We start from the raw sequence: 22180 nt of genomic DNA, 5'->3' as shown, positions 1-22180 counted from the left end.
GCAGCACAGCTGGATGACGGCAGTCGATCTGCCGCTGGAGGCGGGCGACCGCGGCCCGGGGAGCACCCCGGGCGCGGACGTCCGCCTCTCGGCGGTTCCCCGCAGTTCCCCCTCCGCGGCGGCCGCGGCCCTGACCACGGCCGCCGCGGGCTTCAGCCACACCCTCCACGAGGGCGCCGGCGGCAACGTGGTCCGCCGCACGGTCCTGCCGTGCGGCACCCGGGTGCTCACCGAGCGGATGCCCGCCCAGCGGGCCGTGACGGTCGGCTTCTGGGTCGGCGTCGGCTCCCGGGACGAGCAGCCCGGCCGGCTGGGCTCCACGCACTTCCTCGAGCACCTGCTGTTCAAGGGCACCGAGCGGCGCTCGGCGCTGCAGATCGCGGAGGCCTTCGACGAGGTGGGCGGGGAGTCCAACGCGGCCACGGCCAAGGAGCACACGTGCTACTACGCGCGGGTGCTCGCCGAGGACCTCCCGATGTCGATCGACGTCATCACCGACATGGTGACGTCGGCCGCCCTGGACCCGGACGAGCTCGAGCGGGAGCGGGGGGTCATCCTCGAGGAGCTCGCGATGGACAAGGACGACCCCGAGGACGTCGCCTTCGAGGAGTTCACCCAGCGCGTGCTGGGGGCCCATCCCCTCGGCCGGCCCATCGGCGGCACCCCCGAGGAGATCCTCGCGGTGCCCCGCGACGCGGTGGTCGAGCACTACCGCCGCCACTACCGGCCCGAGGGCCTCGTGGTCACGGCCGCCGGCGGCCTCGAGCACGACGTCGTCGTCGCCCTCGTCGCCGAGGCCCTCGAGCGCGCGGGCTGGGATCCGGCCGTCCCCGCGGCCCCCCTCCCGCGGCGCGGGCGCACCCCGGCGCCCCTGTTCCCGGACTGGGGCGAGCACTTCCTGGAGCGGCCCGTGGAGCAGACCAACGTGGTCGTCGGCCGGCCCGGGCTCGTGGCCGGGGACGACCGCCGCTTCGCGATGACCGTGCTCAACGCGGCCCTGGGCGGCGGGATGTCCTCCCGGCTGTTCCAGGAGATCCGCGAGAAGCGCGGCCTGGCCTACAGCACGTTCTCCTTCTCCGGGGCCTACTCGGACGCCGGCTACTTCGGGATGTACGCCGGGTGCCTGCCCGCGCGCACCGACGAGGTCGTGGCGCTCATGACGGGGGAGCTGGAGACGCTCGCCCGGGACGGCATCGGGGCGGACGAGCTGCGCAAGGTCGTGGGCCAGCTGGGCGGGGGCACCGTGCTCGCCCTCGAGGACACCGGCTCTCGGATGTCCCGGTTGGGCTCCGCGGAGCTGAAGTCGGGGGAGTTCCTCGACATCGACGAGTCCCTGGACCGGGTCCGCTCCGTGACCCCGGAACAGGTCCGGGAGCTCGCCGGGTGGCTGGCCGAGGGGCCCGTCGTGACCACCATCGTGGCGCCCACCCGCCGCTGACCGGACGCCGCCGCCGGCACCCCCGGCGGCGGCCCCACCCGTCCCGTGACCTAGAGTTGGAGCCATGACCGAGCGCACCGCCACCGAGACCACCACCGCCACGGCGCCCCCCGCCTCCGAGCTCCGGGTCGCCGTCCTCGGTGCCCGCGGCCGGATGGGCAGCGAGGCCGCCCAGGCCGTCCGGCACGCCGACGGGCTGCAGCTCGTCGCGGAGCTGGACCACGAGGACTCCCTCGAGGTCCTGGTCGCGGCGGGCGCGCAGGTCGTGATTGACTTCACCGTCCCCTCGGTCACGGAGCACAACGTGCGCTTCGCCGTGGAGCACGGCATCCACTGCGTCGTGGGCACCACCGGCTGGGACGACGAGGGCCTGGACCGGACCCGGGCGCTGCTCGCCCAGCACCAGGGCGTGGGCGTGCTCATCGCCCCCAACTTCTCCATCGGCGCGGTCCTGGCCATGCGCTTCTCCGCGCAGGCCGCCCGGTTCTTCGAGTCCGTCGAGATCGTCGAGCTGCACCACCCGGACAAGGTCGACGCCCCCTCGGGCACGGCCGCGCGCACGGCGGCCCTCGTCGGCGAGGCCCGGCGGGCCGCGGGGGTCGCGCCGTCCCCCGACGCCACCCAGCAGGACCCGGACGGGGCCCGCGGCGCGCTCGTGGACGACGTCCGCGTGCACTCCGTGCGCCTGCGCGGGCTGGTCGCCCACCAGGAGACGCTCCTCGGCAACCTCGGCGAGCAGCTCACCATCCGGCACGACTCCTTCGACCGGATCTCCTTCATGACCGGCGTGGTGCTCGGCGTCCGGCAGGTCGTCTCCCACCCGGGGCTCACGCACGGTCTCGAGGACTACCTCGACCTGGGGCTGTAGGGCCGATGGACTCGATCCGGGCCTGGATCTGGGGCCTGTTCGCGGCGGCCCTGCTGACCCTGTGGCTGCTGCCGATCCCCGGCGGCTCGAAGCTGTGGATCCTCGCGGTGCTCGTCTTCGCCGGCGTCTTCACGCTCCTGGAGTCGACGAGCAAGGCGAAGCTGCTCGCCGCTGCCATGGTGACGCTGCTCGTCGTCTATCTGGGCCTGAGCCTGCACCGCGCGGTGCTGCTGCTGGGCACGGACGGCTGGATCGCCAAGGCCTTCGGCGTCGCCATGCTGGTGCTGCCGGCCGTGGGCGTGTGGGCGCTGGTGCGCGAGGTCCTGTTCGGGGTCCGGACCGAGCAGCTCGGCCGGACCCTGCACGAGGAGGGCGGGCTGCCGCCCGACGACCTCCCGCGGACCCCCGGCGGGCGCATCGTGCGGGAGGCCGCCGACGAGCGCTTCGGGACCTGGCGGGCGCAGACCGAGGAGGACCCGGGCGAGTGGCGCAACTGGTACCGGCTCTCCCTGGCCTACGCGGCCGCCGGGGACCGGACCCGCGCCCGCTCCGCGATGCGCGACGCCGTGGCCCTCTCCCGCGGGCGCTCCGCCCGCAACGTGGAGCCCGCCGACCCCCCGGGCGAGGGGCGCGCCTGAGACAGCCGGCGAGCACGACCGGCCCCGTGGACGGCACGGAGACCGCCTGCCGCACGGCCGGCGGGGTCCGGATCCTCGCGGCCGCGGCGGGCCCCGCCCGCCCGCCCGCCGGTGCCCCCGGCGCGAAGACGGTAACCTGGCACCCATGACTGCCAACGCCTCGCCCTCCTCCGCCGACCTCCCCGCGACCCGGTCCGAGCCCCTGTTCGGGACGCTGCTCACCGCGATGATCACCGTCTTCGCCGAGGACGGCTCCGTGGACCTGGACGCCACCTCGGCCATGGCCGAGCAGCTCGTCGACGACGGCTGCGACGGCCTCGTGGTCTGCGGCACCACGGGCGAGTACTCCACCATGACCGACGAGGAGAACCTCTCCGTGTTCCGCGCCGTCAAGGACGCCGTCGGCTCCCGCGTGCCCCTGCTGGCGGGCACCGGCTCCAACGACACCGAGCACTCCCGCTACCTCTCCCGCGCGGCCGAGAAGCTCGGCATGGACGGGCTGCTCATCGTCACCCCGTACTACAACAAGCCCTCCCAGGCCGGCGTCGAGGCCCACTTCCGCAGCCTCGCCGACTCCGTGGACCTGCCGATCATGCTCTACGACATCCCCGGCCGCGCCGGCATCCCGATCGCCACCGAGACCCTGATCTCCCTGGCTGGGCACCCCAACATCGTGGCCGTCAAGGACGCCAAGGCCGACCTGGTCGCCGCGACCCGGGTGCTGGCCGAGACCGACCTGCTCTACTACTCGGGCGACGACGGCCTGACCCTGCCCTGGATGGCCATCGGCGCCGCCGGGCTCATCGGCGTCACCACCCACGTGGCCACCGCCCGGTACCGCGAGCTCGTCGACGCGATCCGCGCCCAGGACCTCGGCACGGCCCAGCGGATCAACGCGGAGCTCGAGCCCGTGGTCCGCGCCACCATGACCCGCGCCCCCGGCGCCGTCGCGGCGAAGACGATCCTCAGGTGGCAGGGCCGGCTGCCGCACAACACCGTGCGACTCCCGCACGTCCCGCCCACGGAGGCCGAGGCCGCCCTGATCCGCGCGGACCTGCAGGGCTCGGTCATCTCCGACACCCTCCTCGAGACCATAGACTGACGAAAGGGGTCCCATGACCCAGTGGCACACCGACCTGTCGGCTCCCCCCGCCCTCGGCAAGGACGTCCTGCGCGTCGTCCCGCTGGGCGGGCTGGGCGAGGTCGGCCGGAACATGACGGTGTTCGAGATCAACGGGCAGCTGCTCGTGGTCGACTGCGGCGTGCTCTTCCCCGAGGAGACCCAGCCGGGCGTGGACCTCATCCTCCCGGACATCAACCACATCGTCGACCGGCTCGACGACGTCGTGGCCGTGGTGCTGACCCACGGCCACGAGGACCACATCGGCGCCGTCCCGTACCTGCTCAAGCGCCGCCCCGACATCCCCGTGATCGGCTCCCGGCTGACGCTCGCGCTCATCGAGGCGAAGCTCCAGGAGCACCGGATCAAGCCCTACACCATGGCGGTGCGCGAGGGGCAGGTCGAGCGGCTCGGCGAGTTCGAGTGCGAGTTCGTGGCCGTCAACCACTCGATCCCCGACGCCCTCGCGGTGTTCCTGCGCACGAAGGCCGGCACCGTCCTGCACACCGGCGACTTCAAGATGGACCAGCTGCCGCTGGACGGCCGGATCACCGACCTGCGCCACTTCGCCCGGCTGGGCGAGGAGGGCGTGGACCTGTTCCTCACCGACTCCACCAACGCCGAGGTCCCCGGGTTCACCCCCACGGAGAAGCACATCGGCCCCGTCCTCGCGGACGTGATCGGGCGCGCGCCCAAGCGCGTGGTCGTGGCGTCCTTCTCGTCGCACGTCCACCGCGTGCAGCAGGTGCTCGACGCCGCCGCCGAGCACGGGCGCAAGGTCGCGTTCATGGGCCGGTCCATGGTGCGCAACATGACCATCGCCGAGAAACTGGGCTACCTCGAGGTCCCGCCGGACACCCTGGTCGACCAGAAGCGGATCGACGACCACGCGGACTCGCAGCTGGTCATCATGTGCACCGGGTCGCAGGGGGAGCCGATGGCCGCCCTGTCCCGCATGGCCAACGGCGACCACAAGGTCCAGCTCACCGAGGGCGACACCGTGATCCTCGCGTCGTCGCTCATCCCCGGCAACGAGAACTCGGTCTTCCGGATCATCAACGGGCTCATGCGGCTGGGCGCCACCGTGGTCCACAAGGGCACCGCCAAGGTGCACGTCTCCGGGCACGCCGCCGCGGGCGAGCTGCTGTACTGCTACAACATCGTGGAGCCGGGGTACGTCATGCCGGTGCACGGCGAGGTCCGGCACCTCATCGCCAACGGCAAGCTCGCCGAGGAGACCGGCGTGCCCACCGACCACGTGCTCCTGGCCGAGGGCGGCACCGTGGTGGACCTGGCCGACGGCGAGGCGCGGATCACCGGCCAGGTCGAGTGCGGCTACGTCTATGTGGACGGCTCCTCCGTGGGCACCATCACCGACGCCGACCTCAAGGACCGGCTCGTGCTGGCCGAGGAGGGTTTCATCTCCGTCATCACCGTGGTGAACCGGGACACCGGCAAGGTCGTCACCGGCCCGGACGTGCACGCCCGCGGCGTGGCGGAGGACGACAGCGTGTTCGACGAGATCAAGCCGAAGATCACGGCCGCGCTCGAGGACGCCATCAACCACTCCGGCAAGAACCACACCACCCAGCAGCTCCAGCAGGTGGTGCGCCGCACGATCGGCTCGTGGGTCAGCCGCCGGCTGCGCCGCAAGCCCATGATCGTCCCGGTCGTCATCGAGGCCTGAGCACCCGGTCTCCCCCCGTGCGGCACCGCGGACGGGGGGAGGCCGTGGTCTACCCTGGGAGCATGGCGACTCGTACTTCCCCCGCCCGCAAGGGCGCCTCGACGTCGCGTGGCAAGAACAGCACGTCTTCTGCGCGGTCGTCGGGATCCAGCCGGTCCACCTCCACCCGCCGTCCGTCGACCGCCGGACGGGGCCCCTCGGCGCCCGCCGAGAGCTCCCCGCGCGTGCTGCACGGGCTGGGCGCCGCCCTGGCGTGGTGCGCCCGCGCCGTCGGGGGCGTCTGGACGGCCCTCGCCCACGTGGTCGGCGGCGCCGTGCGCCGCATGGGCACCCTGCGCACCGACGTGCCCGCGGAGTCCCTGCGGGACGGCGGCGCCCTGTTCCTGCTGCTGCTCGGCCTGCTCGCCGCGGCCGTCGAGTGGTGGAACCTGCCCGGCGCGTCCGCGCCGTGGCTGGCGGTCCCCGCGTCCGCGGTGCACGAGGTCCTCGCCGGGACCTTCGGCTGGACGGCCCTGGTGCTGCCGCTGCCCCTCGTGGGCTTCGCCCTGCGCCGCTTCCGCCACCCCGAGGACACCTCGGCCAACAACCGCATCGCCATCGGGCTGGGCGCCGCCGTCGTCGCGGGCTCCGGCCTGGCGCACGTGCTCCTCGGTCAGCCGTCCCCGAGCCAGGGCCAGGAGGCGCTGCGGAGCGCCGGCGGCTACGTGGGCTTCCTCGCCGCCGACCCGCTGAGCGCCCTCATCACCCCGGTCGGCGCCGGCGCCATCTTCGTCGCCGCCCTGTTCCTGTCGGTGCTCGTGGTCACCGCGACCCCCGTCAACCTCATCCTGCCCCGCCTGCGGCAGGGCTACTGGCGGCTCATGGGCCAGGACGGCCCGGTCTCCGCGACCGACGTCTCCGCCGCCCGGCACGACCGCTCCTATCTCGACGAGCACTCCGCGCGCGCCGAGGCGGCCAAGACCCGCCGCGAGAAGCGCCGCGAGCGCAAGGCGGCCGAGGCCGAGCGCCGCGCCCTCGACGGCTACCGCGGGGACGAGGCCTTCGAGCGCGCCGTCGTCGACGAGGAGGCCGCCGACGGCCAGGCGCCCACCCGCGTCTTCGACGTCGACTCCGCGCGCGCCGCCCGGCAGCGCGCCGCCGCGGCGCGGACCGCGGCAGGGGCTGCGGCCGGGCCCGCCGATCCTGCCGCCGTCCCGGCCACCGTCGAGGGGGAGGGCAGCGACGTCCTGCGGCCGGGTCAGAAGCGCCCCACCCAGGAGCAGCTCGCCGCCCGCCGGCTCCGCCGGGAGCAGGGTCTCGAGCCGGCCGCGGACACCGCCGCGGGCTCCGGCTCCCCGGCGCTCGAGGACGTGGCCGCCGAGCCCACCGGCTCCACGTCCGTCACCGCCCGCACCCACACCCCCGAGTCGCCCATCCCCGCCCGCGCGGAGCAGCTCAAGCTCGAGGGCGACATCGCCTACTCCCTGCCCGCGCCCGGCGCGCTCGTGCAGGGGCCGCCGCCGAAGGAGCGCTCCGAGGCCAACGACGCCGTGGTCGCCTCCCTGACGAGCGTGCTGGAGCAGTTCAACGTGGACGCCGTGGTCACCGGCTTCTCCCGCGGGCCCACCGTCACCCGGTACGAGATCGAGCTGGGCTCCGGCACCAAGGTCGAGCGCGTCACGGCGCTGTCCAAGAACATCGCCTACGCCGTGGCCTCCGCGGACGTGCGGATCCTCTCGCCGATCCCCGGCCGGTCCGCGATCGGCATCGAGATCCCGAACACCGACCGCGAGACCGTCTCCCTGGGCGACGTCTTGCGCTCGCACAACGCCCGCAAGACGGAGCACCCCATGGTGATGGGCGTGGGCAAGGACGTCGAGGGCGGCTACGTGGTGGCCAACCTCGCGAAGATGCCGCACCTGCTCGTCGCCGGCGCCACTGGAGCGGGCAAGTCGAGCTTCGTGAACTCGATGATCGTCTCGCTCCTGATGCGGGCCACCCCGGACGAGGTGCGGATGGTCATGGTCGACCCCAAGCGGGTCGAGCTCACCGCCTACGAGGGCGTGCCCCACCTGATCACCCCCATCATCACGAACCCCAAGAAGGCGGCCGAGGCGCTGCAGTGGGTCGTGCGGGAGATGGACGCCCGCTACGACGACCTCTCGCACTACGGGTACAAGCACGTCGACGACTTCAACAAGGCCGTGCGCAACGGCAAGGTCCAGCCCGAGCCCGGCTCGAAGCGGGTGATCCGGCCGTACCCGTACCTGCTCGTGATCGTCGACGAGCTCGCGGACCTGATGATGGTCGCCCCGCGCGACGTCGAGGACGCGATCGTGCGGATCACCCAGCTCGCCCGCGCCGCCGGCATCCACCTGGTGCTCGCCACCCAGCGGCCCTCCGTGGACGTGGTCACCGGCCTGATCAAGGCCAACGTGCCCTCCCGGATGGCGTTCGCGACGTCCTCGGTCACCGACTCCCGCGTGGTCCTGGACCAGCCGGGCGCGGAGAAGCTCATCGGCCAGGGCGACGCCCTGTTCCTGCCCATGGGCGCCTCCAAGCCGATGCGCGTGCAGGGCGCGTGGGTGACCGAGTCGGAGATCCACGAGGTCGTCGACCACGTCAAGGGCCAGATGAAGGCACACTACCGCCAGGACGTGGTGCAGGACGCCCCCAAGAAGACCATCGACGAGGACATCGGGGACGACCTCGACGTCCTGCTGCAGGCCACCGAGCTCGTGGTGACCACCCAGTTCGGGTCCACCTCCATGCTCCAGCGCAAGCTGCGCGTCGGCTTCGCCAAGGCCGGCCGGCTCATGGACCTGCTGGAGTCCCGCGGCGTCGTCGGCCCCTCGGAGGGGTCCAAGGCGCGGGACGTGCTCGTCAAGCCCGACGACCTCGCCGCGACCCTCGCCGTGCTCCGGGGCGAGGACCCGCCCGCGCCGCAGGGCGGGTCCGGCGGATCGGTCGACTACGGCGAGGACCCGGTCGAGGCGTCGCTGGCCCGGACCGCGACCGACCACGGCGACGGCGCCGAGGACCCCGAGGGCTCCGAGGACGCCTGGCAGCTGACCGGCCGCTGAGCCGACCCCGTCCCACCCACCAGGAAGTGAGCACCCGATGAGCCCCGCGGAACCGGCGTCCAACCTCAACCTGCCGAACGCGCTGACCGCCCTGCGCATCGTGCTGGTGCCCTTCTTCGTCTGGTTCCTGTGGGCGGGGGGGACCCAGGGGGAGGACTCCCTGGGCATGCGGTGGGCCGCCCTCGCGGTCTTCGCGGTCGCGATGTACACGGACAAGCTCGACGGCGACATCGCCCGGGCGCGCGGGCTGATCACGAGCTTCGGCAAGATCGCCGACCCGATCGCGGACAAGCTGCTGACGGGTGCCGCGTTCGTGGTGCTCTCGATGCTCGGCGAGCTGTGGTGGTGGGTGACCGTGGTGATCCTCGTCCGGGAGTGGGGGATCACGCTCCTGCGCTTCGTCGTCATCCGCTACGGGGTCATGGCCGCCTCGAAGGGCGGCAAGCTCAAGACCGTCCTGCAGACCGTGGCGCTCCTGCTCCTGCTCCTGCCGCTGGTGCCGCTGGTGGGCGCGTGGTGGCCGTGGCTGGGCTGGATCGCGATGGGCGCGGCCCTCGTGGTCACGGTCGTGACCGGCGTGGACTACGTCGTCAAGGCGGTGCAGCTGCGCCGCCGGGCCCTGGCCGAGCGGGACGCGGCGTGACGGGGCCGCAGCCGGCCGCCCGGACGCTCGTCGAGGAGGCCGTCTGCCGGTCGCTCACCGTCGCGACCGCGGAGTCCCTCACGGGGGGCGCCCTGGCCGCCGCCGTCGTCGACGTGCCGGGGGCCTCGGGCTGCTTCGAGGGCGCGGTCGTGTCCTACTCGAACCGGGTCAAGACCGAGGTCCTCGGCGTCCCGGCCCGGCTGCTCGCCGAGCGGGGCTCCGTCGACCCGGACGTCGCGGTCGCCATGGCGGAGGGCGCCCGCCGCCGCCTGGGCACGGACTGGGCCGTCTCCACGACCGGCGTCGCCGGCCCCGAGCCGCACGACGGCAAGCCCGTGGGCACGGTCTACCTGGGCATCGCGGGCCCGGGCGGTTCCACCGTCCACGAGCTGGCCGCGGCGGGGGACCGGGCCGCGATCCGGGCGGCCGCCGTGCACGCCGCTCTGGAGCGGCTCACCGCCGCGCTGGTGCTCCCAGCCAACTCCCAGTGAAAAATCGCCACCTGCGGGGAAGAATGGAACCGTCAGCGGGGTTAGCAATGATCGCAGGCTCGAGTTGAGCCGATCGAAGTCAAGATGTCGACCGGCCGGCGCCGGGACACCGTCCGCAGCAGGCGGTGAAGCTGCCGTACACACGAGGAGACAAGCGATTCACATGACCAAGCAACCCGTGTCCGTCAATGGCGTCGTCCGTTGGAAGGACGTGGGCCTCGACGAGGACGACAGCACCGAGACGAAGGACATGAAGATGGGTGTACTCCGCCAGGAGATCGGTGAGGTTCTGCGCAGCGTCCGCCAGCGCCAGGGACGTACCCTCCGAGAGGTCTCCCACAGCGCCCGCGTCTCCCTCGGCTACCTCAGCGAGGTGGAGCGCGGCCAGAAGGAGGCCTCCTCCGAGCTGCTCGCCTCGATCTGCGCCGCTCTCGACATCCCGATGTCCCAGATGCTGCGCGAGGTCGCGGACCGCCTGGCCTACGCCGAGGGCCTCCTGGTCCCGGACACGGTGCCCAGCGATCTCACCGAGCAGTACTCGCGGGAGTTCGGCCGCGTCAACGGCGGCGAGGCCGCCGCGGCCGGCGCCCGCTGATCCGCCCGGGCGGCCCGCCGCCCGCCCACGACGTCCCGGAGGGCTCGTCGGTCCCAGGACCGCCGGGCCCTCCGGCCTGTGCCGGGCCGGTCGCGCGGATGGCAGGATGGACGGGCACGACCGCCCGCCGGTGGCACGACGAAGGAGGACGCGGATGAGGCTGAGCAGCTTCTGGCAGCTCATGGCCGACGAGTTCGGCGCGGGCTACAGCAAGGTCCTGGCCCGGGACCTGGTGCTCGGCGAGCTCGACCACCGCACGGCCGCCGAGGCCCTCGAGGCCGGCGTCGACCCGCGGGCCGTGTGGTTCGCCCTCTGCCGGGCCCAGGACGTTCCCGAGTCCCGCTGGTGGGGCGCCGACCGCCCGCCCCGGGACTGACGTGCGCCCGATTCCCGGCGTGCCCGTGGACCCGGGGCCGCTTCGAAGGTATATTCGAAGGCGCGGGGCGGACTGCACAGCCCGGCCCGCCCTGGGGCGGTGATCCCCGCTCCTCCCCAGACCCCGAGCGAAGCCTTACGGTGTCCGACCCCGGCGATACCGTGGAACACGAAACGACCAGCAACAACGGTTCCGGCCGCACCGGCGGAACCCCCCGAACACGAGGTGGACCATGGCAGCCAAGGGCAGCAACAAACAGAGCGCCGACCAGCAGTTCGGCAGCGACCGCGAGAAGGCTCTCGAGACCGTCCTCGCGCAGATCGACAAGAACTACGGCAAGGGATCGGTCATGCGCCTGGGCGACCGCCCGGCGACCAAGATCGAGACCATCCCCACCGGCTCCATCGCGATGGACGTCGCGCTGGGCATCGGCGGGTTCCCGCGCGGTCGCGTCGTGGAGATCTACGGCCCGGAGTCCTCCGGCAAGACGACCGTGGCGCTGCACGCGGTGGCCAACGTGCAGAAAGCCGGTGGGATTGCCGCCTTCATCGACGCCGAGCACGCTCTCGACCCCTCCTACGCCGAGAAGCTCGGCGTGGACACCGACAGCCTCCTGGTCTCGCAGCCGGACACCGGTGAGCAGGCCCTGGAGATCATGGACATGCTCGTGGGCTCCGGGTCCATCGACATCATCGTCATCGACTCGGTGGCGGCCCTGGTGCCCAAGGCCGAGATCGAGGGGGAGATGGGCGACAGCCACGTGGGTCTGCAGGCGCGCCTCATGAGCCAGGCGCTGCGCAAGATCACCGGCCGGCTCTCCCACTCGAACACCACCGCGATCTTCATCAACCAGCTGCGCGAGAAGATCGGCGTGTTCTTCGGCAGCCCCGAGACCACCACCGGTGGCAAGGCGCTGAAGTTCTACGCCTCGGTCCGCGTGGACGTGCGCCGCATCGAGACCCTCAAGGACGGGGCCAACCCGGTGGGCAACCGGACCCGGGCCAAGATCGTCAAGAACAAGATGGCCCCGCCCTTCAAGCAGGCCGAGTTCGACATCCTCTACGGAGAGGGCATCTCCACCGAGGGCGGGCTCATCGACATGGGCGTGGAGCACGGCATCGTCAAGAAGTCCGGGGCCTGGTTCACCTACGAGGGAGACCAGCTCGGCCAGGGCAAGGAGAACTCGCGCCGGTTCCTCAAGGACAACCCGGAACTGGCCGAGGAGATCGAGCGCCGGATCCTGGTGAAGCTCGGGGTCGTCGAGGAGCCGGAGACGGCCGAGGAGACCGCGGAGGAGCCGCCCGTGGCCGGGCTGCCCACCGAGGTCGCCGGCCCGGCCTTCTGAGCGGGTCCGTGACCGAGAGCCCGTACGCCAGCCGGCGCCGCCGGTCCTCCGCCCGCCACCGCGGCCCGGAGGGCCCGGCGGCGTCGGCGTCCCCGGCGCAGGACCCCGAACCGGACGCCCGGGAGGTGGCCCGGGCGATCGTCCTGCGCCAGCTCACCGCCTCGGCGAAGAGCCGCAAGCAGCTCGAGGACAAGCTCGCCGACCGCAACGTCCCCGAGGACGTCGCCCGGGAGGTGCTGGACCGGTTCGAGGAGGTCGACCTCGTCGACGACGCCCAGTACGCGGAGCTCTACGTCCGCTCCCGCGCGAGCTCCCGCAAGCTCTCCCGCTCCGCGATCCGGCGGGAGCTCGCCACCCGCGGGGTGACGGGGGAGATCGCCGAGTCGGCCCTGGAGCAGCGGACCGACGAGGACGAACGGGAGGACGCCGCCGAGCTGGTGCGCCGCAAGCTCCTCGCCGGACTGGACCTGACGGACCGCGCCGCGCGGGACAAGGCCGTGCGGCGGCTGGTCGGGATGCTCGGCCGGAAGGGCTACGCACCCGGGCTGGCATTCGCCGTGGTGAAGGAGGAGCTCGAGGCGCGCTCCGGTGCCTCGGTCCAGGACGACGAGACCGGCGAGGAGTACCCGGGGACCCCGTGACCGGGCCCGCCACGTACAATTGACCGGTGATGTCGACCGCTGCAGCCCTCTCCCCGGCCCCGACCGGGTCCTCCGCCGCCCCGCGCTCCTACGAGGTGCGCACGTTCGGGTGCCAGATGAACGTCCACGACTCCGAGCGGATCACCGGCCTGCTCGAGGCCGCCGGCTACGTCCCCGCCGCCGGCGCCGAGCCGGACCTCGTGGTGTTCAACACCTGCGCCGTGCGCGAGAACGCCGACAACAAGCTCTACGGCAACCTCGGCCAGCTCGTGCCCGCCAAGAAGCGCAACAAGGACCTGCAGATCGCCGTCGGCGGCTGCCTCGCGCAAAAGGACCAGGACACGATCCTCGAGCGGGCGCCGTGGGTCGACGTCGTCTTCGGCACGCACAACATCGGCTCCCTGCCCACACTGCTGGAGCGCTCGCGGCACAACGCCGAGGCGCAGCTGGAGATCCTCGACGCCCTCGAGGTCTTCCCCTCGACCCTGCCCACGAAGCGGGACAGCGCCTACTCCGGGTGGGTGTCGATCTCCGTGGGCTGCAACAACACGTGCACGTTCTGCATCGTCCCGTCCCTGCGCGGCAAGGAGAAGGACCGCCGGCCCGGGGAGGTCCTCGCCGAGGTGCAGGCGCTGGTCGACGACGGAGCGGTCGAGGTCACGCTGCTGGGGCAGAACGTGAACTCCTACGGCGTGGAGTTCGGGGACCGCGGCGCGTTCGCGAAGCTGCTGCGCGCGTGCGGGCGGATCGAGGGCCTGGAGCGCGTGCGCTTCACGAGCCCGCACCCGGCCGCGTTCACCGACGACGTCATCGACGCCATGGCGGAGACCCCGAACGTCATGCCGCAGCTGCACATGCCCCTGCAGTCCGGGTCCGACCGGATCCTGAAGGCGATGCGGCGCTCGTACCGCTCGAAGCGGTTCCTCGGCATCTTGGACACCGTCCGCGAGCGCATCCCGGAGGCCGCGATCACCACGGACATCATCGTGGGCTTCCCGGGGGAGACCGAGGAGGACTTCCAGGCCACCCTCGACGTCGTGGCCGCCTCCCGCTTCTCCTCGGCGTACACGTTCCAGTACTCCGTCCGCCCCGGCACCCCCGCGGGGGTGATGGCGGACCAGGTGCCGAAGGCCGTGGTGCAGGAGCGCTTCGAGCGGCTCGTGGCCCTGCAGGACCGGATCGCCGCGGAGGAGAACCGGGCGGTCGTCGGCCGGCGGGTCGAGCTGCTCGTCACCGCGGAAGCCGGCAAGAAGTCCGAGCAGACCCACCGGCTCTCGGGCCGCGCGCGGGACCAGCGGCTCGTGCACTTCTCCGTCCCGGAGGGCGCCGAGGTCCCGCGGCCCGGCGACTTCGTGACGGTCACCGTCACCGGCGCCGCCGCCTACCACCTCGTCGCCGACCCGCGGTCCCCGCAGGACTACGCGCTGCGGCGCTCGCGGGCCGGTGACGCCTGGGACCGCCGTCAGGCCGCGTCCTGCGGTGTTCCCGCTGCCCCGGGTGCCGCCGGGCCCGGGCCCGTGAGCCTGGGCATGCCGGGCCTGCCCGTCCGGTGACCCGCACGGACCTGCCGGTCGTCGCCGTCGTCGGGCCCACGGGCACCGGCAAGACCGCGCTGGGCGTCGAGCTCGCGCTGCGGCTGGGCGGGGAGGTGGTCAACGCCGACTCCATGCAGTTCTACCGCGGGATGGACATCGGCACCGCCAAGGCGACCGCGGAGGAGCGGCGCGGAGTGCCCCACCACCTCCTCGACGTCCTCGACGTCACCGAGGAGGCCTCGGTCGCGGACTTCCAGCGCGCCACCCGGACGTCCTTCGCCCGGATCCGCTCCCGCGGCCGGGTCCCCGTCCTGGTGGGCGGCTCCGGCCTCTACGTGCGCGCGGCCCTCGACGTGCTCGAGCTGCCCGGCACCGACCCCGCGGTGCGGGCGCGGATCGAGGGCGAGCTCGCGCAGCGGGGCCCCGGCGCCCTGCGGGAGCGTCTCCGCCAGGTGGACCCCGGGTCAGCCGCCCGGCTGCAGGACGAGCGGCGGCTGGTGCGCGCCCTGGAGGTGTGGGAGCTCACCGGCCGCCCGTTCACCTCCTTCATGCCCCGCCGCGAGCACGTGGAGCCCACGGTGCAGATCGGCCTGGACGTCGAGCGCGCCGAGCTCCACGACCGGCTCGCCCGGCGGGTCGGGGCCATGGTGGAGGCCGGCCTGGAGGCCGAGGTGCGCGCGCTGGCGGCCCGCGGGCTGCGCGAGGGGCGCACGGCCTCCCGGGCCCTGGGCTACGGGCAGTTCCTCGACGTGGTGGACGGCCGCGCCACCGTGGAGGAGGCGGCCGGGGCCACCGTGGTGGCCACCCGCCGCTTCGCCCGCCGCCAGCTCACCTGGTTCCGCGCGGACCCCCGGGTGCACTGGCTGGACCCGTCCGGGCCCGGGGTCGCCGACCGCGCCGTGCGCCTCGTCGAGACGGCGGCGTCGGCGCGTCCGTGATCCGGTGAGGGCGGTCGGGCCCGCACGGGCCGTGCAGCGAGCCGTCCGCCGTCACCGCGGCGTGCAGCCATCACCGGCCGCGGTGAGGCCGCCCCGCCCCGAGCACTCAGCAGGACCGTGGGCATCGACCGCCGCGCCGAGCGTCGACGACCCTCGAACCGCCTGGCCTCACCGGTCACCGTCCACATCCCCCGCGCGCTCGCCCGGCGCGCACGGGCGCACGTCCACGACGGGCAGGTCCCCGTCCGTCACGATGGCGTCCCCGCCGCCGTTGCGTGCGTGGTAGCCGGTGGCGAAGTGCCGGAGGACGTGCACGTCGGCGCCCGCCGAGCGCAGGTCGGAGACCACGAGGTCGCGCTCCCCGTCCGTGTCCGCGGCGATCTTGTGCGTGACCTGCCACGTGAACAGGGACAGCCCCACCCGCCGGTCGAAGGTCGCGGCGCCGACCAGGTCCACGGCCTGCCCGCCGGGGAGCCTCCATCCCGCCGGGCAGGTCCAGAAGCGGACGTGGTGGCGGCGGGCCGGACTGCCCGCCACCTCCCGCTCGAAGGCGAGCGACTGCTTGCGGCCGAAGGCGAAGAGCGGGCTCACGGGCGCCGCGGGATAGCTGCGGCGCAGCACCGACGCCCGGACGATCCGCCAGCCCGTGACCGGGGTCAGGGGCTCCGCCGCCGTCCAGCCCGCCCCGAGCATCGCGGAGGACAGCCGTGCCGCGGGGCCGACCACCGCGAGGTTGACCGGATCCCCCAGCAGACCGTCCGCGGTGCGGGCGCGCCCGATGAAGTAGTCCGGCACGTAGATCCCGGTGAGCAGGCGGTTCAGCCGGGGCAGCAGCACGTACGCCGAGAGCACCCAGACGGGCAGGAACACCCAGACCAGGCGCCCGTCGTCGTCGACGTCCTCGAGGACCAGGTGGTAGACGCCCCACCCCGCCAGCACACTGGTCACGAGACCGCCCGCGCGCTGGCACCACAGGACCGTGGTGGCCCCCACCGTCCGCGCGCCCCCCGTCGCGGCCCCGCGTCCGGCGGCACCGCGGGCCCTGCTCCGTGCATCCACCTGACGTACCCCGTCCCCACGTCCGCCGCCGGGCCCCACCGGCGTGCCCCCAGGCTAGCGGGACCCCCGACGGCGACGGAAGAACCCGACGGCGACGGAAGAACCCGACGGCGGCCGCGTATTATGACCGGGTGACCTCCGCGCAGCTCCCGACCGCCCGCCCCGCCCCCCTCCCCGAGGACGCCGCCGCCCCCTGGGGGAAGCTCCGAGGCCGCGCCTTCACCAAGGGCCACGGCACGGGCAACGACTTCGTGCTGCTGACGGACCCGCACGCGGAGCTGGCCCTCGACGCCGAGCTGGTGACCCTGGTGTGCGACCGCCACCGCGGCATCGGGGGCGACGGGCTGATCCGCGCCGTGCGCTCCGAGGCGGTCCCCGAGGGACGGGCCGTCCTGGCGGCGGCACCGGACGCCGAGTGGTTCATGGACTACCGCAACAACGACGGCTCCGTCGCCGAGATGTGCGGCAACGGCGTCCGCGTGTTCGTGCACTACCTCCTCCAGCGGGGCCTGGCCGTGGTCCCCGAAGGGGACGTGCTGCGCATCGGCACCCGCGCCGGCGTGAAGACCGTGGCCCGCACCGACTCCGGCTACGCCGTGGACATGGGGCCGTGGACCTTCCTCGACGGGGACGCGGCCCGGTCCCGCGGCTCGGACGCCGTCGTGACGGCCGAGGGGCTGAAGGTGCCCCGCCCCGCCCTGTCGATCGGCATGGGCAACCCGCACACCGTCGTGGCGCTCGCGGAGGGGGAAAAGCTCGACCAGCTCGGGCTGCACACCGCTCCCGTCGTGCGCCCGGAGCCCGCGGACGGGACCAACGTCGAGTTCGTGGTCCCCGCCGACGGCGACGACGACGGCGTGGGCCGGGTGCGGATGCGCGTGCACGAGCGCGGCGTGGGCGAGACCCAGTCCTGCGGGACCGGCGCGTGCGCCGCGGCCGCCGCGACCCGCTTCTGGGGCGGCGCCACGGCGCCCGACCAGTGGCTCGTGCAGGTGCCCGGCGGGATCGTCTCCGTGACGTTCGTCCCGGCGCCCGACGGCGCCGAGCACGTGGTGCTCGCCGGACCGGCCGTGCTGGTGGCCGACGGCACCTTCGTCTGAGGTCCGGTCCCGGCCGCCCGGTCCTGGCCGCCCGGTTCCGGCCGCTCAGCCCCGAGCCGCTCAGTCCCGCCGTGCGACGAGCAGGACCCGGAACCCCTTGTCGGTCGTGTGCCGGGACACCTGGAAGCCGCCGCCCAGCGCGGTGCCGAGCCACTTCTGCAGCGAGTCCGCGCCGAGGTTCTTCTGCACCACCAGCCACGCCGTGCCGCCGTCGGCCAGCCGCGGCAGCCAGCGGAGGAGCAGCTCGTGCAGCTGCTGCTTGCCGATCCGGATGGGCGGATTGGACCAGATGGTGTCGAACCGCCGCCCGGCGGGCACCTGCCCCGGGAGCAGGGCCTCCACGTTGGCCAGGCCCAGGGCCGCGGCGTTGTCCCGGGTGAGCCCCAGCGAGCGCTCGTTGACGTCCACGGCCGTGACCCGGGCCTGCGGGGCGGCCCCGGCCAGGCTCAGGGCGATCGGACCCCAGCCGCAGCCGAGGTCCAGGAGCTCCGCACCGGCGGGGTCGGGAACATTTTCCAGCAGCACGGACGTTCCCTTGTCGAGGCCTCGCGGGCTGAACACCCCGTTGGAGGTCTGCAGCACGACCTCCCGCCCCCGCAGGGTCACGGCCACGGACCGCCGCACCTCGGGTGTCGAGGGGTCCTCGGAGAAGTAGTGCTCGGTCCCCGGGTTCGGGGTCGCCGGGCCGGCCACGGGATCGGGGGAGTCGGGACGCGGTGCCATAGCGCCCCATGCTACCGACACCGCCCACGCACCGGGGACCGGTGTCATCCCGGCCGGGATGTCCGGCTCCGCCACTAGAATGTACTGATCAGCGTCCCGTCCGAAAGGAACCATGACCCACCCCCGTGAAACCCCTGCCGAGCCCCGCGCCGCCGCGGAGCCCGAGAACGGCCTGAGCCGGCAGGACCTGGAGGACGTCGTCGAGCGCGTGCTGTCCCGGGCCCGCGCCCGGGAGGAGGCCGCCGGGCAGGACACCGTGACCGCGGACGACTCCGCCACGCCGGGCCGGTTCTCCGGCCGGGCCCGCGAGCTCGCCGCCCCCGAGGACGGGCACACCGTCCATGACGGCGACCAGCAGGACCTCGAGGAGCGCCGCGCCCTGCGCCGCGTCGTCGGCCTGTCCACCGAGCTCGAGGACGTCACCGAGCTCGAGTACCGCCAGCTGCGCCTGGAGCGCGTGGTGCTGGCCGGGCTGTGGACGGAGGGCACGCTCGCGGAGGCCGAGAACTCCCTGCGCGAACTGGCCGCGCTCGCCGAGACCGCCGGCTCCGAGGTGCTCGACGGCATCGTCCAGCGCCGGGCCAAGCCGGACCCGGCCACGTACCTGGGCTCGGGCAAGGCCAAGGAGCTGAAGGACATCGTCGCCGCGACCGGCGCGGACACCGTCGTCGTCGACTCCGAGCTGGCCCCCTCCCAGCGGCGCGGGCTGGAGGACGTCGTGAAGGTCAAGGTCATCGACCGCACGGGCCTGATCCTCGACATCTTCGCCCAGCACGCCAAGTCGAAGGAGGGCAAGGCCCAGGTCGAACTCGCCCAGCTCGAGTACCTGCTCCCGCGCCTGCGCGGCTGGGGCGAGTCCCTGTCCCGCCAGGCCGGCGGTCGTGCCGCCGCCGGTGAGGGCATCGGCTCCCGCGGCCCCGGTGAGACCAAGATCGAGCTGGACCGCCGCCGCATCCGCACCCGCATGGCCAAGCTGCGGCGCGAGATCGCCGCCATGAAGCCGGCGCGCGAGACCAAGCGGCTCAACCGCCGCCGCCACTCCGTGCCGTCGGTGGCGATCGCCGGCTACACCAACGCGGGCAAGTCCTCGCTGCTGAACCGGCTCACGGACGCCGGGGTGCTCGTGGAGAACGCCCTCTTCGCCACCCTGGACCCCACGGTCCGCCGCACGCAGACGCCGGACGGCATCGGCTACACGCTCTCGGACACGGTCGGCTTCGTCCGGTCGCTGCCCACGCAGCTCGTCGAGGCGTTCCGCTCCACCCTGGAGGAGGTCGCCGACTCCGACCTCATCCTGCACGTGGTGGACGCCTCCCACCCGGACCCGGAGGGCCAGATCCGCGCGGTGCGCCAGGTCTTCACGGACATCGACGCCCAGAACATCCCCGAGATCATCGTCCTGAACAAGGTGGACGCCGCCGACCCGTTCGTGGTCGAGCGGATCAAGCAGCGCGAGCGCAACGTCGTGGTGGTCTCGGCCCGCACGGGGGAGGGCATCGAGGAGCTCCGCCGGCGGATCAGCGAGTCCATCCCGCGCCCCGAGACGGTGCTGGACCTGATGGTGCCGTACCAGCGCGGCGACGTGGTCAGCCGGCTGCACGACTGGGACGCGGAGATCCTGCGCACCGAGCACCTGGCCGAGGGCACCCACCTGCTCGTGAAGGTCCGCGAGGACCTCGCGGCCGAGCTCGCGGAGTTCGCCCCCGAGCACGCTCCCGGCTTCGGCGCCGAGAGCGCCTGAGCGCGTGGCCGCCGCCCTCGTGGACGAGTCCGGGCACGACGTCTCGGGCGTGCGCCCGGAGACCCTGCCCGGAGCCAAGGACGCCCTGGCCCTGCTGGACACCGCCGTGACCGCGATGGGCGGACAGGTCCGGGACGGCCAGCGGCTGATGACCGCCAAGGTCGCCGAGGCCCTGGACCGGGGCCGGCACCTGCTGGTCCAGGCGGGGACCGGCACCGGCAAGTCCCTCGCGTACCTGGCCCCGCTCGTCGAGCACGCCCAGCGCTCGGACAAGCCGGTGGTCGTGGCCACCGCGACGCTGGCGCTGCAGTCGCAGATCGTGGGCCGGGACGTGCCGCGCCTGCTGGCCGCCCTCGAGGGCGAGCTCGAGCGCGACGTGGACGTGGCCCTGCTCAAGGGCCGCAGCAACTACGCCTGCCTGCACAAGATCGAGGGCGGCTACCCGTCCGACGACGACCCCGGCGCGCTCTTCGCGCTGCCCGACGCCGCCCCGCACCCGGGCGCTCCGCAGCCGGAGGCCGCCGAGCACCCCGGGCGGCTGGGCCAGGAGGTCCAGCGCCTGCGGGAGTGGGCCCGCGACACCGGGACCGGCGACCGGGACGAGGTGCTCCCGGGCGTCAGCGACCGCGCCTGGCGCCAGGTGTCGGTCACGGCCAAGGAGTGCCTGGGCCGCAGCTGCCCCCTGTTCGAGGAATGCTTCGCGGAGCTCGCCAAGCAGCGGGCCGGCGAGGCCGACATCGTCATCACCAACCACGCCCTGCTCGCGATCAACGCGTTCGAGGGCATCACCGTGCTGCCCGAGCACGACGTCGTGGTCATCGACGAGGCCCACGAGCTCCAGGACCGGGTGACGGGCGCCGTCACCGGCCAGCTCTCCGCGGCCATGGTGCGCTCGGCCGCCGCGTCCGCGCGCAAGCACACCTCCGCGAGCCCCGACTCCCTCACCGCAGGGGCCGCCAACCTCGAGGCCGCCCTGATGGGCGCTCCCGCCGAGCTGCTGCACCGCGGCCTCGGGGACGCCCAGGCGGCGGCCGTGGCCCAGATCCGGGACGCCGCCCGCACCGTCATGACCGAGTCCAAGGCCGGTCCCGGGGAGAAGGACGGGGATGCCGGCCGGCAGATGGCCCGCTCCCGGGTGAGCGACGTCCTCGACCTGGCCGAGCGGATCCTCGCCGCCGAGGAGCACCGCGAGGTGCTGTGGATCTCCCGGCAGGGCGGCTGGGAGCCCGGCCGCGGCTACGTGGCCGCGGAGGACACCGACCCGGCGACCCTGCACGTGGCGCCGCTCAGCGTGGCCGGCACCCTGCGGGAGGGGCTCTTCGACGGCCGCACCGTGGTCCTCACCTCGGCCACCCTGTCCGTCGGCTCGTCCTTCGACTCCGCCGCCGGTGCCCTCGGCCTGCGGGGCGAGGGCGCCCCGCGCTGGGAGGGCGTGGACGTCGGCAGCCCGTTCGACTACCCGAAGCAGGGCATCCTCTACCTCGCCAAGCACCTGGAGAAGCCCGGCCGCCGGCTCACGGAGGCCCAGCTCGACGAGATGCTGGCCCTGCTGGAGGCCTCCAAGGGCGGGGCCCTGGGGCTGTTCTCCTCCCGCCGGGCGGCGGAGGAGGCGGCCGAGGCCCTGCGCGAGCGCACCGACCTGCCGATCCTGTGCCAGGGGGAGTCCTCGCTCGCGGGACTCGTGCAGGAGTTCACCGACGACCCGTCCACGAGCCTGTTCGGCACGATGAGCCTGTGGCAGGGCGTCGACGTCCCGGGGGCCTCGTGCCGACTCGTGATGATCGACCGGATCCCCTTCCCGCGCCCGGACGACCCGCTGGCCAGCGCCCGCAGCCGCGCCGCGGAGCGGGCCGGCGGCAACGGGTTCATGTCCGTCTCCGCGACGTACGCGGCGATCCGTCTCGCCCAGGGAGCCGGACGGCTCATCCGCGCGGGCGGGGACCGGGGCGTCGTGGCGATCCTGGACTCCCGGATCGCGACCGCCCGCTACGGCGGGTTCCTCCGCGGGTCTTTGCCGCCGCTGTGGACCACCACGGACCGCTCGGTGGTGCTCGGGGCGCTGGAGCGCCTCTCCGTGGGCTGAGCGCGCTCGGGGCCCGTCCCGACCCCGGCCCGGACCCGGACGGCACTCGGGCCCTCCGCCGGCGGGGGAGGGCCCGGGCGCCGGGGCGTGCGGCGGC

At 73.8% G+C, this 22180-nt stretch carries 19 protein-coding genes; 17 read left to right on the top strand and 2 right to left on the bottom strand.

Features of this window, described 5'->3' with window-relative positions; translation table 11 throughout:
* Nucleotides 1–13: 13 nt before the first annotated feature.
* The 14 genes from ACYVM4_RS09540 (at nucleotide 14) to miaA (ending at nucleotide 15377) form a co-directional block, all read left to right on the top strand.
* A complete protein-coding gene (locus ACYVM4_RS09540) occupies nucleotides 14–1438 on the top strand; it encodes a M16 family metallopeptidase (protein WP_460668367.1) in 1425 nt (474 codons plus the stop codon).
* Nucleotides 1439–1502: 64 nt separating this feature from the next.
* Complete coding sequence (gene dapB, locus ACYVM4_RS09535; protein WP_460668366.1) at nucleotides 1503–2306, top strand: 4-hydroxy-tetrahydrodipicolinate reductase; 804 nt, start codon at nucleotides 1503–1505, stop codon at nucleotides 2304–2306.
* A gap of 5 nt (nucleotides 2307–2311) precedes the next feature.
* A complete protein-coding gene (locus ACYVM4_RS09530; protein WP_460668365.1) occupies nucleotides 2312–2944 on the top strand; it encodes a hypothetical protein in 633 nt (210 codons plus the stop codon).
* Nucleotides 2945–3089: 145 nt separating this feature from the next.
* A complete protein-coding gene (gene dapA, locus ACYVM4_RS09525; RefSeq protein ID WP_460668364.1) occupies nucleotides 3090–4046 on the top strand; it encodes a 4-hydroxy-tetrahydrodipicolinate synthase in 957 nt (318 codons plus the stop codon).
* A gap of 13 nt (nucleotides 4047–4059) precedes the next feature.
* Nucleotides 4060–5751, top strand: a complete 1692-nt coding sequence (locus ACYVM4_RS09520; RefSeq protein ID WP_368820651.1) for a ribonuclease J — start codon at nucleotides 4060–4062, stop codon at nucleotides 5749–5751.
* Between the two features lie 62 nt (nucleotides 5752–5813).
* On the top strand, nucleotides 5814–8813 hold the full coding sequence (locus ACYVM4_RS09515) for an FtsK/SpoIIIE family DNA translocase (protein ID WP_460668363.1): 3000 nt from the start codon (nucleotides 5814–5816) through the stop codon (nucleotides 8811–8813).
* A 37-nt stretch (nucleotides 8814–8850) separates the two neighbouring features.
* The gene (gene pgsA, locus ACYVM4_RS09510) at nucleotides 8851–9456 is read left to right on the top strand and encodes a CDP-diacylglycerol--glycerol-3-phosphate 3-phosphatidyltransferase (protein WP_368832012.1); all 606 of its coding nucleotides are present in this window, start codon (nucleotides 8851–8853) and stop codon (nucleotides 9454–9456) included.
* Nucleotides 9453–9947, top strand: a complete 495-nt coding sequence (locus ACYVM4_RS09505; protein ID WP_460668362.1) for a CinA family protein — start codon at nucleotides 9453–9455, stop codon at nucleotides 9945–9947. The genes pgsA and ACYVM4_RS09505 overlap by 4 nt, the downstream gene beginning before the upstream one ends.
* A gap of 163 nt (nucleotides 9948–10110) precedes the next feature.
* Nucleotides 10111–10542 (top strand): helix-turn-helix domain-containing protein, encoded by a 432-nt coding sequence (locus ACYVM4_RS09500; RefSeq protein WP_017832912.1) that lies wholly within the window; start codon nucleotides 10111–10113, stop codon nucleotides 10540–10542.
* Nucleotides 10543–10696: 154 nt separating this feature from the next.
* A complete protein-coding gene (locus ACYVM4_RS09495; RefSeq protein WP_368820647.1) occupies nucleotides 10697–10918 on the top strand; it encodes a DUF3046 domain-containing protein in 222 nt (73 codons plus the stop codon).
* Between the two features lie 232 nt (nucleotides 10919–11150).
* Entirely contained in the window at nucleotides 11151–12263 is a 1113-nt protein-coding gene (recA, locus tag ACYVM4_RS09490) for a recombinase RecA (RefSeq protein ID WP_368820646.1), read from the top strand.
* A gap of 8 nt (nucleotides 12264–12271) precedes the next feature.
* On the top strand, nucleotides 12272–12904 hold the full coding sequence (locus ACYVM4_RS09485; RefSeq protein WP_460668361.1) for a regulatory protein RecX: 633 nt from the start codon (nucleotides 12272–12274) through the stop codon (nucleotides 12902–12904).
* 29 nt (nucleotides 12905–12933) lie between these two features.
* Entirely contained in the window at nucleotides 12934–14457 is a 1524-nt protein-coding gene (gene miaB / locus ACYVM4_RS09480) for a tRNA (N6-isopentenyl adenosine(37)-C2)-methylthiotransferase MiaB (RefSeq protein ID WP_460668570.1), read from the top strand.
* Nucleotides 14454–15377: a tRNA (adenosine(37)-N6)-dimethylallyltransferase MiaA gene (gene miaA / locus ACYVM4_RS09475; protein WP_460668360.1), complete on the top strand. Its 924-nt coding sequence runs from the start codon at nucleotides 14454–14456 to the stop codon at nucleotides 15375–15377. Before miaB ends, miaA begins: the two co-directional genes overlap by 4 nt.
* Nucleotides 15378–15545: 168 nt before the next feature.
* On the opposite strand, the gene ACYVM4_RS09470 is transcribed toward miaA, so the two are convergent.
* Nucleotides 15546–16325, bottom strand: a complete 780-nt coding sequence (locus ACYVM4_RS09470; RefSeq protein WP_460668359.1) for an LssY C-terminal domain-containing protein — start codon at nucleotides 16323–16325, stop codon at nucleotides 15546–15548.
* A 242-nt stretch (nucleotides 16326–16567) separates the two neighbouring features.
* Between ACYVM4_RS09470 and dapF the strand changes: the two genes are divergently transcribed.
* Nucleotides 16568–17536 (top strand): diaminopimelate epimerase, encoded by a 969-nt coding sequence (gene dapF / locus ACYVM4_RS09465; RefSeq protein ID WP_460668358.1) that lies wholly within the window; start codon nucleotides 16568–16570, stop codon nucleotides 17534–17536.
* 60 nt (nucleotides 17537–17596) lie between these two features.
* Here dapF and ACYVM4_RS09460 read toward each other — a convergent pair whose 3' ends face one another.
* Nucleotides 17597–18259, bottom strand: a complete 663-nt coding sequence (locus ACYVM4_RS09460; RefSeq protein WP_460668357.1) for a class I SAM-dependent methyltransferase — start codon at nucleotides 18257–18259, stop codon at nucleotides 17597–17599.
* Nucleotides 18260–18371: 112 nt separating this feature from the next.
* Here ACYVM4_RS09460 and hflX point away from each other — a divergent pair, with 112 nt between their 5' ends.
* Nucleotides 18372–20000, top strand: a complete 1629-nt coding sequence (hflX, locus tag ACYVM4_RS09455; protein ID WP_460668356.1) for a GTPase HflX — start codon at nucleotides 18372–18374, stop codon at nucleotides 19998–20000.
* Nucleotides 20001–20004: 4 nt separating this feature from the next.
* On the top strand, nucleotides 20005–22083 hold the full coding sequence (locus ACYVM4_RS09450; protein WP_460668355.1) for an ATP-dependent DNA helicase: 2079 nt from the start codon (nucleotides 20005–20007) through the stop codon (nucleotides 22081–22083).
* Nucleotides 22084–22180 lie beyond the last annotated feature (97 nt).

It is taken from the genome of Kocuria himachalensis (genome assembly GCF_054784195.1).
Note: the sequence above shows the minus strand (reverse complement) of the source record. Positions and strands in the feature narration are given on the sequence as shown.

Coding starts and splice junctions, on each gene's coding strand:
- ACYVM4_RS09540 (WP_460668367.1), top strand. CDS start 14: ATGACGGCAGTCGATCTGCCGCTGGAGGCGGGCGACCGCGGCCCGGGG.
- dapB (WP_460668366.1), top strand. CDS start 1,503: ATGACCGAGCGCACCGCCACCGAGACCACCACCGCCACGGCGCCCCCC.
- ACYVM4_RS09530 (WP_460668365.1), top strand. CDS start 2,312: ATGGACTCGATCCGGGCCTGGATCTGGGGCCTGTTCGCGGCGGCCCTG.
- dapA (WP_460668364.1), top strand. CDS start 3,090: ATGACTGCCAACGCCTCGCCCTCCTCCGCCGACCTCCCCGCGACCCGG.
- ACYVM4_RS09520 (WP_368820651.1), top strand. CDS start 4,060: ATGACCCAGTGGCACACCGACCTGTCGGCTCCCCCCGCCCTCGGCAAG.
- ACYVM4_RS09515 (WP_460668363.1), top strand. CDS start 5,814: ATGGCGACTCGTACTTCCCCCGCCCGCAAGGGCGCCTCGACGTCGCGT.
- pgsA (WP_368832012.1), top strand. CDS start 8,851: ATGAGCCCCGCGGAACCGGCGTCCAACCTCAACCTGCCGAACGCGCTG.
- ACYVM4_RS09500 (WP_017832912.1), top strand. CDS start 10,111: ATGACCAAGCAACCCGTGTCCGTCAATGGCGTCGTCCGTTGGAAGGAC.
- ACYVM4_RS09495 (WP_368820647.1), top strand. CDS start 10,697: ATGAGGCTGAGCAGCTTCTGGCAGCTCATGGCCGACGAGTTCGGCGCG.
- recA (WP_368820646.1), top strand. CDS start 11,151: ATGGCAGCCAAGGGCAGCAACAAACAGAGCGCCGACCAGCAGTTCGGC.
- miaB (WP_460668570.1), top strand. CDS start 12,934: ATGTCGACCGCTGCAGCCCTCTCCCCGGCCCCGACCGGGTCCTCCGCC.
- ACYVM4_RS09460 (WP_460668357.1), bottom strand. CDS start 18,259: ATGGCACCGCGTCCCGACTCCCCCGATCCCGTGGCCGGCCCGGCGACC.
- hflX (WP_460668356.1), top strand. CDS start 18,372: ATGACCCACCCCCGTGAAACCCCTGCCGAGCCCCGCGCCGCCGCGGAG.